Here is a 12073-nt window from a genome sequence, read left to right as displayed (position 1 = left end):
ACCTGCGCGGCAGTGAGGCAGATTGCCGCAGAGCAGGTTTTCGCTTTCGATCGGCGTTGACCACCGGGATTAGACCGATGGAGGCCTGTAATAGCGCCGCGGATATGGTAAAAAGATCGACCGTGGTGTGTGTAGACGCCCTACCTTATTGCCGTCAGGACAGGAACATGACAGATAAACGCGTAGAAGACCTCAATATCGAAACGAACACGGCACTGGTAACCCCGGATCAGCTGAAGGAAAGACTGCCGATCTCCGACAAGGCTGCCGAAGTGGTGATGAACGGCCGACAGGTGATCCGCGATATTCTCGATCGCAACGACAAACGCCTACTGGTGGTGGTCGGTCCTTGCTCGATCCACGACCCGGAAGCAGCGTTGGAGTATGGCCGTCGCCTCAAGACACTGGCGGATGAGGTCAAAGATACGCTTTATCTGGTGATGCGCGTCTATTTTGAGAAGCCCCGCACTACCGTGGGCTGGAAAGGCCTGATCAACGATCCGCACATGAACGACTCGTTCGATATCGAAGAGGGGCTGCACATCGCACGCAAGCTGCTGATCGACCTGTCCGAGCTCGGCCTGCCACTGGCCACCGAAGCGCTCGACCCGATCTCGCCGCAGTATATCCAGGACCTGATCAGCTGGTCAGCGATCGGCGCCCGTACCACCGAGTCACAGACCCACCGCGAGATGTCCTCTGGCCTCTCCTGCGCGGTCGGCTTCAAGAACGGTACCGACGGCGGTCTCGATGTGGCGATCAACGCCATGAAATCGGTCTCCCATCCGCACAGTTTTCTCGGCATCAACGCTGAAGGCCAGGTGTCGATCGTGCGTACCCGTGGCAACCAGTATGGCCATGTTGTGCTGCGTGGCGGCAACGGCAAGCCCAACTACGACTCCGTCAGCGTCAAGTTGTGTGAGCAGGCACTGGAGAAAGCCAAGCTTAGCCAGAACATCATGATCGACTGCAGTCACGCCAACTCCAACAAGGATCCCGGACTGCAGCCGCTGGTGGCAGAAAATGCCGCCAACCAGATCCTGGAGGGCAACCGCTCTATCATCGGCCTGATGATCGAGAGCAACCTGGAGTGGGGCAACCAGTCGATTCCGGAGAAGCTGGAAGACCTGAAATACGGCGTCTCCGTGACCGACGCCTGCATCGACTGGAAAGCCACGGAAACCAGTCTGCGCGAGATGAGCCACAAGCTCGCGGACGTTCTGCCCAAGCGTTAACAGCAGTGGAGGCTGCAACACCGCAGCCTCCACCCTCCTGCAGCCGTTGCACCTCCCCGCACAATCGGCACCTCAACATCTTTTGGAAACGACCATGACCGCCTCCACCAGCCGCCAGCAAGGCATGTTACTGGCTACCATTGGGGTTCTTGTTCTCAGCTTCGATGCCCTTCTGATCCGCCTCGCAAATGCCGATGGCACCGATGTCGGCGTCTGGCGCGGTACGCTGGTACTGCTCTCGGCCGGTTTTATCTGTGTTTTACGCCGTCGGCATATCCGCTGGCCCGACACACGCGGGCTCTGGATCGGCGCCTTGGTGGCCACTCTGCTGTATGGCTTGAGCTCGGCGTTATTCGTGCTCTCCGTCAGCCACACCCAGGTTGCCAACACCGTTGTGATCCTGGCCAGCTCACCGCTATTCGCTGCCGCCATATCCTGGCTACTGTTTCGCGAACAGACCTCCAGGCGCACACTGATCGCCATACTGGTGGCAATAGTGGGGGTGCTTTGCGTCTTCTATTCATCGCTGGGACAACCGGGCCAACTGGGCGATCTGCTTGCGCTGCTGCTTGCAGTGGTGATGGCTATGGCACTGACCCTTTTGCGCAGGATGCCAGAGCTGCCGCGCCTGCCGCTGGTCGCCGGTTCCGGACTGGTGACGGCACTGATCTGCCTCCCCTTCGCCAGCCCCTTCTCACTGGACGCTGCCAGTTACACTTGGCTGGCGCTGATGGGCCTGATTCAGATGCCGCTGGCCTCACTGTTGATATTCAGCTCGACTCGCCACCTGCCATCCGCAGAGGTGAGTCTGTTCCTGTTGATCGAAACCGTGCTCGGTCCGGTCTGGGTATGGTGGGCACTGGATGAAGCGCTACCCGCGCCCACCCTGTTGGGCGGCACGTTGATTGTAGGGGCGATAGCACTTAATGCGATTCTGTCGCTACGACAGCAGAGGCGGACCCGTTCAGGGCGTGCGGAACCCGTCGGAATAGAGTGAGTTTTTTTCAACAAATCTCAAATAAAGCATCATTTGTCGCCCGCACCATTCGACCTTAGGATAACAGCTATTCGGAAGGGGCGTGCATCCTGTCGTTGTTGTTGGGGTACACACGGGGATGTCAGGACGTTGTCCCGCGCCACTTTCGGTTTTTTTGCTTTTCCTTGCGTTTATCTCTAGTTATCGTATTGCCGCACACCACATTGTGCGGCATTTTTTTGCCCGAACGGTCGCACCGCTTCAGTCAACCAGGCTCCCGCTGACCGATCCCGCTGCTTTCATCTCTGCCTTGCGCTCGTACATCCGGTCATCCGCGACCATGATCAGCTTGTCGATAGTCGCCGTGTCCTTGGGATAGATCGCCACACCGATCGCCGCCGAGAGATCGATCGACACGTACTGATATTGAAAGGGCTCCCGAAGTGCGGCCTCTATTTTTTCGACCACGGCCTGCGCTGAAACGGCCGACTTCACGCCCGGCTGCAGCACCATAAACTCATCGCCGCCGGTTCTTGCCACCGTATCGGATGAGCGAACGGTATGCGTCAAGCGCTTGCCAACTTCGATCAAGACCGCATCCCCTGTGACGTGGCCAAAACTGTCATTGATCGCCTTAAAACCATTAAGATCGACGAAATAGAGTGCAAAACTAAACTCGGCCCTCTCGCTCAGCGCAGCCAGCTGGGTCAGTCGCTCGATCATCAACCGCCGATTGGGCAGGCCGGTCAGGTGGTCGTGCATCGCCTCCCCCTGACTGGCATGGTAGAGCCGGACCAGGATCACGAGCAGAAGCAACAGCACGGAGAGAAAACCATATCCCACCACACGCGCCAGCTGAGGCCCCAGCCAGAATGATCCGCCCGCCGCATCGGGTAGTGCTGCAATGACCCAGTGACCGTTCGGAAAAAAGATCTTCATCTTGGCGATACTCTGGGCAAACACCTCTTGTGTGCCATATACCATCTCGCCCTGCTCACCCAGGCCATCGCGGCCTTTGATTGCGATACGATATCCGGATACCTGCTCCCGGATACCGGCCGATCTGAACATCGACTCGGCATCGATCACCACCGATGCCAACCCCCAGTAACGCGATGCCTCCAATTCCCCTCCATGCGTGAAGATAGGAGTACGCGCGATAAGACCCAGTCCGCCCTGCACCAGTTTCAGCGGGCCGGCAAGCACCATCCCACCCCTATCGATCGCCTGCTTGACTGCAGGCCACTGCTGGACGTTCTTCTCATAATCCAGACCCAGCGCCGCCTCATTACCATACAGCGGATAAACAAAGCGGATCACATTATCGGGCGCCAGGCCGATATTGCGCACATGCGCGGTGCCACGCATGATCTCGGCCGCCAGCGCATTCCACTGAGCCTGGTCGGTTTGCGGCTGTACGGTGACGTAACTGATCAAGCCACTGCTGAGATAGAGCACGCTGTTGATTTCGGATTCAAGCTGCGCACGCAGCTGAGAGATGACACCGAGAGCCTCGGTTCGTTGTAACTGGAAGGTGCGGTCGGCAACAACTTTCTGCAGGGCTTCAGTAATCGCCACACCGACGAGAAACAAGATGGCGATGGCGACATAAGGGATAAGATGACGTTTTCTCTGGTTTAAATTCAACGGCAATCTACTCCCGATCCAGCGGATGCGTCCGCAGATCCAACAACTGTAACGACCTGGCTACTATATTAACCCTTATCCTTTATCTCTAAAATAAAAAAGCCCGCGAATGCGGGCTGGAAGCTAGCCGGCAGAGCTGACAGGGACCCTCCGGCGCCTGGGGTAAACCGTATCAAAACGGCACCTCCCCAAAATCGGCGAGGGTGGATTCATCATCCACCTCCCTCCATGCCAGGAGGGCATTTAAGGCTAGAACGCATCTCCCGGGATACGCACCCACCCCTCCATCAAAACGCGGGCACTGCGGCTCATCACCGCCTTGGTCGCTGTCCACTCGCCATTTACCACTTCGGCTGCCGCGCCGACGCGCAGGGTCCCAGAGGGGTGTCCGAAGGTAACCGCATCACGCTCACCGCCGCCCGCGGCCAGATTGACCAGCGTTCCAGGCACTGCCGCCGCCGTCGCGATCGCTACCGAGGCGGTACCCATCATCGCGTGGTGCAGCTTACCCATTGACAAGGCGCGTACGCACACATCGATATCACCGGCAGCGATCTGCTTGCCGCTCGACGCTTCATAGGCAGTAGCCGGCGCCACAAACGCGATCTTCGGCGTATGCTGGCGGGCGGCCGCCTCGGCGATATCGGAGATCAAGCCCATCTTCACCGCGCCATAGGCACGCATGGTTTCAAAGCGCGCCAGCGCTTCGGCATCGGAGTTGATATCCTTCTGCAACTCGGTACCGGTGTAACCGATATCGGCGGCATTAAGGAAGATGGTCGGGATGCCGGCATTGATCATGGTCGCCTTGAAGGTGCCGATACCCGGCACCTCCAGGTCATCCACCAGATTGCCGGTGGGGAACATGGAACCCTCGCCGTCGGCCGGGTCCATGAACTCGATCACCACCTCCGCCGCCGGAAAGGTGACACCATCCAGTTCGAAGTCACCGGTCTCCTGCACCTCACCATTGGTGATCGGCACATGAGCGATAATGGTTTTCTGAATGTTCTTCTGCCAGATGCGCACCGTGCAGATACCGTTGTCCGGAATCCGCTCGGGATCGACAAAACCGGAGGCGATGGCAAAGGCACCGACGGCGGCGGTCAGGTTGCCGCAGTTGCCGGACCAGTCGACAAACGCCTTGTTGATCGCCACCTGGCCGAACAGGTAGTCCACGTCGTGGTCCGGCTGACTGCTCTTGTCCAGGATCACCGTCTTGGAGGTACTGGAGGTTGCACCACCCATACCGTCTATCTGCTGTCCGTAGGGATCGGGACTGCCGATCACACGCAGCAGGATCTTGTCGCGCGCTTCACCCGGCTCCTGCGCCACAGGCGGCAGGTCCTGGCGACGGAAAAACACCCCCTTGGAGGTGCCGCCGCGGATATAGGTCGCCGGAATTTTGATTTGAGGTACCTGAGCCATTTGCACTTTACCTTTCTATTAAACTGAGTGCCCCCAGCGCCCGCTCGACGCTGGGGCGAAGCGCGCCCACCTCCGCCTGTACCGGCAAGAGCCTGGGCGCCTCCTGTCAGGCCTGGCCGAGGAAATCCTTGGCAAAGCGCTGCAACACGCCACCGGCGTTGTAGACACTGACCTCGGCCGCGGTATCCAGGCGGCAGGTCACCGGTACCTCGACTACCTCTCCATTGCGGCGGTTGATCACCAGCGTCAGGTCGCAACGCGGCGAGATCTCACCCTTGATGTCGTAGGTTTCGGTGCCGTCGATACCCAGGGTCAGACGGGTGGTGCCCGGCTTGAACTCCACCGGCAGTACACCCATGCCGACCAGGTTGGTACGGTGAATTCGCTCGAACCCTTCCGCCACGATCACCTCGACACCGGCCAGGCGCACGCCCTTGGCCGCCCAGTCGCGGGAAGATCCCTGACCGTAGTCGGCACCGGCGACGATGATCAGGTTCTGCTTGCGGTTCATGTAGGTCTCGATCGCCTCCCACATCCGCATCTGCTGCCCTTCCGGCTCGACGCGGGCCAGGGAACCCTGGATCACCTCGCCATTCTCGTCACGGCACATCTCGTTCAACAGTTTCGGATTGGCGAAGGTGGCACGCTGCGCGGTCAGGTGGTCGCCGCGGTGGGTGGCGTAGGAGTTGAAATCCTCCTCCGGCAGCCCCATCTTCGCCAGGTATTCACCGGCCGCGGAGCTGGCCAGGATCGCGTTGGAGGGCGACAGGTGATCAGTGGTGATGTTGTCCGGCAATACCGCCAAAGGACGCATCCCCTTCAGCGTGCGCTCGCCGGCCAGCGCCCCTTCCCAGTACGGCGGACGACGGATATAGGTGGACATGGGGCGCCAGTCGTAGAGCGGGCTCTCCGCCTCCTCTACCTCGCCCAGGTCGAACATCGGAATATACACCTGCTTGAACTGCTCCGGCTTGACCGAGGTCGCGACGATGGTATCGATCTCCTCGTCCGACGGCCAGAGATCCTTCAGCGTCACCGGGTTACCCTGCTTGTCGCTGCCCAGCACGTCCTTCTCGATATCGAAACGCACGGTACCGGCGATGGCATAGGCCACCACCAGCGGCGGCGAGGCCAGGAACGCCTGCTTGGCATAGGGGTGGATACGGCCGTCGAAGTTGCGGTTACCGGACAGCACGGCGGTGGCGTACAGGTCGCGATCGATGATCTCCTGCTGGATCTTCGGATCCAGCGCACCGGACATACCGTTACAGGTGGTGCAGGCGTAAGCGACGATACCGAAGCCGAGTTTCTCCAGTTCGGGCAGCAGACCGGCCTCCTCCAGGTAGAGGCGCGCCACCTTCGATCCCGGCGCGAAGGAGCTCTTCACCCAGGGCTTGCGCACCAGGCCCAGCTCGTTGGCTTTCTTGGCCAGCAGGCCTGCGGCGACCACGTTGCGCGGGTTGGAGGTGTTGGTGCAGGAGGTGATGGCGGCGATGATCACGGCACCGTCCGGTAGCAGCCCTTCCGCCTCCTCGGCCTTGGCGGCCGCCAGTTTCGCTTCGTCGGCGATACCGCGCTCATGCAACGCACTGGTCGGCAGGCGGCGGTGAGGATTGGAGGGGCCGGCCATATTGCGAACCACGGTGGACAGATCGAACTCCAGCACCCGCTCGTATTCGGCGCCTACCAGGGCATCGGCCCACAGACCGGTGGTCTTGGCGTAGTGCTCGACCAGCTCCACCTGCTCCGGCTCGCGACCGGTCAGTTTCAGGTAATCGATGGTCTGCTCGTCGATGTAGAACATCGCCGCGGTGGCACCGAACTCCGGGCACATGTTGGAGATGGTGGCACGGTCGCCGATGGTGAGGCTGGCAGCCCCCTCTCCGAAGAACTCCACATAGGCACCGACCACACGCTGCTGGCGCAGAAACTCGGTCAGGGCGAGTACGATATCGGTTGCGGTAATGCCTGGTTGGCGCTTGCCGGTCAGCTTGACGCCGACGATATCGGGCAGACGCATCATCGACGGATGCCCCAGCATCACGGTTTCCGCTTCCAGACCGCCGACGCCGATGGCGATAACACCGAGGGAATCCACATGGGGGGTGTGGGAGTCGGTACCGACACAGGTATCAGGGAAGGCCACGCCATCGCGCGCCTGGATCACCGGTGACATCTTCTCCAGGTTGATCTGGTGCATGATGCCGTTACCGGCGGGGATCACGTCCACGTTCTTGAACGCGGTCTTGGTCCACTCGATAAAGTGGAAGCGATCCTCGTTACGGCGATCTTCGATGGCACGGTTCTTCTCGAAGGCATCGGGATCGAACCCCGCCGCTTCCACCGCCAGTGAGTGGTCGACGATCAGCTGGGTCGGCACCACCGGGTTGACCTTGGCGGGGTCACCACCCTGTTCGGCGATCGCGTCGCGCAGGCCGGCCAGGTCGACCAGCGCCGTCTGTCCGAGGATATCGTGACAGACCACGCGGGCGGGATACCAGGGGAAATCCAGATCACGCTTGCGCTCGATAATCTGTTTCAGCGAATCGGTCAGCGCTTCCGGTTCGCAGCGGCGCACCAGCTGCTCAGCCAATACGCGTGAGGTGTAGGGCAGTGTGTCATAGGCGCCCGGCTGAATCGCCTCGACCGCCGCGCGGGTATCGAAGTAATCCAGTGAACTGCCCGGAAGGGGTTTGCGAAATTCAGTATTCATAGCTCAGGCTCGCTGCTCGATCGGCACCCACTCGGCCGCTTCCGGACCGGTGTAGTCCGCCGACGGACGGATGATGCGGTTGTTGGCGCGCTGCTCGATCACATGCGCGGTCCAGCCCGCCACACGAGAGCAGACAAAGATCGGCGTGAACAGCTCGGTCGGAATGCCCATGAAGTGGTAAGCCGAGGCGTGGAAGAAGTCAGCGTTACAGAACAGTTTCTTCTCGCGCCACATCACCGCCTCGACACGCTCGGACACCGGGTAGAGCACGGTATCGCCCACCTGCTCGGCCAGCTGCTTTGACCAGGTCTTGATGATCGCATTGCGCGGATCGGAGTCTCGGTAGATCGCGTGTCCGAAGCCCATGATCTTCTCTTTGCGCTCCAGCATCCCCATGATCTCGGCTTCCGCCTGATCCGGCGAGGTCCAGTTCTCGATCATCGCCATCGCCGCTTCGTTGGCACCGCCGTGCAGCGGGCCACGCAGGGTACCGATCGCTCCGGTGACACAGCTGTGGATGTCCGACAGGGTCGACGCACAGACGCGGGCAGCAAAGGTGGAGGCGTTGAACTCATGCTCGGCATAGAGGATCAGCGACGCATGCATCACCTTGACGTGCAGCGGTTCAGGCTTCTTGCCATGCAGGGTCCAGAGGAAATGCTCACCGATGGAGTCGGCCTCAGTCTCGGTATCGATCCGCTCGCCCTTGTGGGCGAAGTTGTACCAGTAGTTGATGATCGAGGGGAACACGGCCAGCATGCGATCGATCTTGTCGTGCTGCTCGCTGAAATCCTGCTCGGTTTCCAGGTTACCCAGCATCGAGCAGCCGGTACGCATCACGTCCATCGGGTGAGCATCCGCCGGTATCTGCTCCAGCACCGCTTTCAGCGCCCCGGGCAGGCCACGCATCCCTTTCAGCTTGGTCTTGTAGGCATCCAGTTCAGCCTGGTTCGGCAGCTTGCCGTAGAGCAGCAGGTATGCCACCTCTTCAAACTGCGCCTTGTCTGCCAGCTCCTTGATGTCGTAGCCACGGTAGGTCAGACCCGCACCGGTTTTACCTACCGTACACAGCGCGGTTTCACCTGCGGACTGTCCGCGCAAGCCTGCGCCACCAAGTTTCTTCGCTTCAGCCATGGTTATCTCCTAATTCTGTCTCGAGCGTCTGACGCGCTCTTTTCTATACAAGACGCGACACTTATTTGTTTTTGCCTTCGGCAAACAACGCGTCCAACTTCTGTTCGAAGTCGTGGTAGTTAAGGAAATCGTACAGTTCCATGCGGGTCTGCATGGTATCGACAACGGCTTTCTGATCGCCGTCATTGAGCAGATGTTCGTATACGTTCAGTGCGGCTTTATTCGCGGCACGGAAAGCGGAGAGCGGGTAGAGCACCATGGTGGCACCCACTTCGGCGAGCTCACGCTTGTTGAACAGCGGCGTGGCGCCGAACTCGGTGATATTGGCCAGCAGGTGCGCGCCGTTGATGCCGGTGGAGAACGCCCGGTAATCATCCAGGGTGTGCACCGCTTCGGCGAAGATAGCGTCGGCACCGGCTTCCAGGCAGGCCTGAGCGCGCTCGACGGCGGCGTTGAGCCCCTCCATCTGGAAGGCGTCGGTACGTGCCATGATAAAGAAACTGTCGTCGGTCTTGGCATCAACCGCGGCTTTCACCCGATCGACCATCTCCTCAAGGGACACGATCTCCTTGTTGGGGCGATGACCGCAACGCTTCTGCGCCACCTGGTCCTCGATATGAACAGCAGCCGCACCACCCTTGATCATCTCTTTGACGGTACGCGCGATATTGAATGCACCGCCCCAGCCGGTATCGATATCGACCATCAACGGCGTGTCGACAGCGCTGGTGATACGGCGCACATCCTCCAGCACGTCGTTCATCGATGTCATGCCCAGGTCGGGCAGACCGTAAGAAGCGTTGGCAACGCCGCCACCGGACAGGTAGATAGCCTGGTGACCCACACGTGTTGCCATCATTGCGTTGTACGCATTGACGGTGCCAACAATCTGCAGTGGCTGGTTCTCAGCCAGCGCTTTACGGAAGCGCGCACCCGCAGTCAGTTTCTCAGCCATTATGATCCCCTTGAGGTTTACTCTTTGGCGTTCAGCTTGTCTTCGATGTTCTGGCGCGCCGCGCTGATATGGCGTCGCATCAGCATCTCAGCCAGCTCTGCATCCCGCGCTTCAATGGCATCGATGATCTGTCGATGCTCCTTGAGGGCACGTTTCGGCCGTGAGCTGGAAACGCTGAATTGGTAACGGTACATGCGTACCAGGTGGTATAGGTCCGCGCCGAGCATCTCCTGCAGCTTGGCATTCTTGCTGCCCTTGACGACGCGGTAGTGAAAATCGAGATCGCCCTCCTTCTGAAAGTAGGAGCGCCCCTCCCGCTGTTCGATCGACTGTTCGTGGGCATCGAGCAGCGCCTTGAGACTGTCGATCTCGGTCTGCGTCATGTTCTCGGCCGCCAACCGGCAGGCCATGCCCTCCAGCGCTTCGCGCACCCGGTAGATCTCGATCAGCTCCTGCGCACTGAGCTTGACGACACGCGCACCGATGTGCGGTTTGCGCTCGACCAGGCGCCAGCCCTCGAGACGGCGCATCGCCTCTCGCAGAGGGCCACGACTGATACCATAGGTACGCGCCAGCTCCGGCTCACTGATCTTCTGCCCCGGTAACAGATCACCTTTGACGATCGCCGTTACGATCTGCTTGCACACCCGGTCAGCAAGCGTGCGGCTCTCCTGGTCGATCTCAAGCACTGAACTTTCTTTAGCTTCTGTATTCATCGCAACCCTTCAAGATTGTCGACAATGTTAGATTGTCGACACATTACAGTTGGAAAAACGGGCAGTCAACCCAATCTGGCGGTCAAATTGTCAACATCAGACAAAAGTATGAATAGGAGAATTATGAACCATATGGAGCGATAACTCACGGAATCCGCCGCGATTCGGCGAATCTCTCCGGCGGGAACATACCATCGCTGACAGCATGGATTGTCAACAACACCCCTGCCAGGCCATCTGACCATGCAACAGCCGCCGACAGGGGTTTGGGGGTGGGTGGAGCTGAACCTTATGCGGTTTTGTTGCGCTGAGACAGATAACGTTCCAGTTCAGCGTTCATGATACGCGCGATCTGTCGAGGTTTTTGGAACGGCAGCGAGTGATCGGTGCCAGCCACATGGAAGTAATGCCAGTTCGGCATGCCGTCGGCCAGATGCATATGCAACTGGTGCATCAACTCGACGCTCTGCCCACCGATAAAACTGCTGACATCGCCCTGCGCAGCAAGGATCGCCTCTCGATCCAGGTCGCGTATCCCCTTGGTCACGGCGTCCAGCGCATTCGCAAACCCCTCCGGGCGATAACCGAGACGTGCGATGGTCAAGCGCTCCGTCTGTTCGGTAATGCGGCGATTGGGGGATATGGTATCCAGGAACTGGCGAATACCCGCTTCCCGATTCGCGGTGCGCAGATGCACGGCCGCATCCGAGTAGCGCTCTCGCAATGTAACGGTGCTCCGCCAGTCGGGCCGATCCAGTGCGGCCGACTCCAACAGATACTGCTTGCCCACCCGGTCCGGGTGCTGCTGCTTGAACAGCATGCAGACCATGCCGCCCAGGGAATAGCCGCCGAGATCGAACTGCCACCAACCGAGGTGATCGACCAGCGCATTCAGATCGGCCACCAGTTGCTGCACGCTAAACTCATGCTCCAGCCCATCCGGGTATCGGGTATCGCCGGTCCCACGCATATCCGGCACCAGAATCTCGTCCCAATGGGTCAGGAATGACTGCAGCATCTCCCAGGTATCGCGTCCGCCGACGCCGGCACCATGCACCAGCACAAGTCGACGTCCGCTGCTGACACCAGCATGTTTGTAGAGCCGGTAGACCAGTTGCTGATCGGAAAGATTAAGGGTTCGTTGATCGACAGTGTAGTGCGGCGCCTTCATCTCGCAGAGATTCCATAGATTGCTCTTCCGGGAGGCCATTATACCTGTATGCGTCGCTCGCGGACTCGCAAGCGCTGTTTAGCAGCGTTAAAATCGAT

The 12073-nt window shown here is 59.7% G+C and carries 9 protein-coding genes; 2 read left to right on the top strand and 7 right to left on the bottom strand.

Features of this window, described 5'->3' with window-relative positions; genetic code table 11:
• Positions 1 to 167: 167 nt before the first annotated feature.
• Both KQ940_RS14285 and KQ940_RS14280 read left to right on the top strand, forming a co-directional pair.
• Positions 168 to 1235, top strand: coding sequence for a 3-deoxy-7-phosphoheptulonate synthase (locus KQ940_RS14285; RefSeq protein ID WP_217414385.1), 1068 nt, complete (start codon positions 168 to 170; stop codon positions 1233 to 1235).
• Positions 1236 to 1329: 94 nt separating this feature from the next.
• The gene (locus tag KQ940_RS14280; RefSeq protein WP_217414383.1) at positions 1330 to 2232 is read left to right on the top strand and encodes a DMT family transporter; all 903 of its coding nucleotides are present in this window, start codon (positions 1330 to 1332) and stop codon (positions 2230 to 2232) included.
• A gap of 240 nt (positions 2233 to 2472) precedes the next feature.
• On the opposite strand, the gene KQ940_RS14275 is transcribed toward KQ940_RS14280, so the two are convergent.
• The 7 genes from KQ940_RS14275 to KQ940_RS14245 all read right to left on the bottom strand — a co-directional run bounded on the left by KQ940_RS14275 (position 2473) and on the right by KQ940_RS14245 (position 12014).
• Positions 2473 to 3858, bottom strand: a complete 1386-nt coding sequence (locus tag KQ940_RS14275) for a diguanylate cyclase domain-containing protein (RefSeq protein WP_217414382.1) — start codon at positions 3856 to 3858, stop codon at positions 2473 to 2475.
• Between the two features lie 249 nt (positions 3859 to 4107).
• A complete protein-coding gene (prpF, locus tag KQ940_RS14270) occupies positions 4108 to 5286 on the bottom strand; it encodes a 2-methylaconitate cis-trans isomerase PrpF (protein WP_217414381.1) in 1179 nt (392 codons plus the stop codon).
• Between the two features lie 106 nt (positions 5287 to 5392).
• The gene (gene acnD, locus KQ940_RS14265) at positions 5393 to 7999 is read right to left on the bottom strand and encodes a Fe/S-dependent 2-methylisocitrate dehydratase AcnD (RefSeq protein WP_217414380.1); all 2607 of its coding nucleotides are present in this window, start codon (positions 7997 to 7999) and stop codon (positions 5393 to 5395) included.
• A 3-nt stretch (positions 8000 to 8002) separates the two neighbouring features.
• The gene (prpC, locus tag KQ940_RS14260) at positions 8003 to 9133 is read right to left on the bottom strand and encodes a bifunctional 2-methylcitrate synthase/citrate synthase (protein WP_217414379.1); all 1131 of its coding nucleotides are present in this window, start codon (positions 9131 to 9133) and stop codon (positions 8003 to 8005) included.
• Between the two features lie 61 nt (positions 9134 to 9194).
• Entirely contained in the window at positions 9195 to 10088 is an 894-nt protein-coding gene (prpB, locus tag KQ940_RS14255) for a methylisocitrate lyase (RefSeq protein ID WP_217414378.1), read from the bottom strand.
• A gap of 17 nt (positions 10089 to 10105) precedes the next feature.
• Entirely contained in the window at positions 10106 to 10804 is a 699-nt protein-coding gene (locus KQ940_RS14250) for a GntR family transcriptional regulator (protein ID WP_217414376.1), read from the bottom strand.
• A gap of 289 nt (positions 10805 to 11093) precedes the next feature.
• Entirely contained in the window at positions 11094 to 12014 is a 921-nt protein-coding gene (locus KQ940_RS14245; protein WP_246590071.1) for an alpha/beta fold hydrolase, read from the bottom strand.
• Positions 12015 to 12073 lie beyond the last annotated feature (59 nt).

Origin of the sequence: Marinobacterium ramblicola (assembly GCF_019084545.1) — a bacterium.
Lineage (GTDB): Bacteria > Pseudomonadota > Gammaproteobacteria > Pseudomonadales > Balneatricaceae > Marinobacterium_D > Marinobacterium_D ramblicola.
Note: the sequence above shows the minus strand (reverse complement) of the source record. Positions and strands in the feature narration are given on the sequence as shown.

What these genes read in the sequence shown, in the direction of transcription:
- KQ940_RS14250 (WP_217414376.1), bottom strand. Translation starts at nt 10,804, where the DNA reads ATGAATACAGAAGCTAAAGAAAGTTCAGTGCTTGAGATCGACCAGGAG.
- acnD (WP_217414380.1), bottom strand. Translation starts at nt 7,999, where the DNA reads ATGAATACTGAATTTCGCAAACCCCTTCCGGGCAGTTCACTGGATTAC.
- KQ940_RS14245 (WP_246590071.1), bottom strand. Translation starts at nt 12,014, where the DNA reads ATGGCCTCCCGGAAGAGCAATCTATGGAATCTCTGCGAGATGAAGGCG.
- KQ940_RS14280 (WP_217414383.1), top strand. Translation starts at nt 1,330, where the DNA reads ATGACCGCCTCCACCAGCCGCCAGCAAGGCATGTTACTGGCTACCATT.
- prpC (WP_217414379.1), bottom strand. Translation starts at nt 9,133, where the DNA reads ATGGCTGAAGCGAAGAAACTTGGTGGCGCAGGCTTGCGCGGACAGTCC.
- prpF (WP_217414381.1), bottom strand. Translation starts at nt 5,286, where the DNA reads ATGGCTCAGGTACCTCAAATCAAAATTCCGGCGACCTATATCCGCGGC.
- KQ940_RS14285 (WP_217414385.1), top strand. Translation starts at nt 168, where the DNA reads ATGACAGATAAACGCGTAGAAGACCTCAATATCGAAACGAACACGGCA.
- prpB (WP_217414378.1), bottom strand. Translation starts at nt 10,088, where the DNA reads ATGGCTGAGAAACTGACTGCGGGTGCGCGCTTCCGTAAAGCGCTGGCT.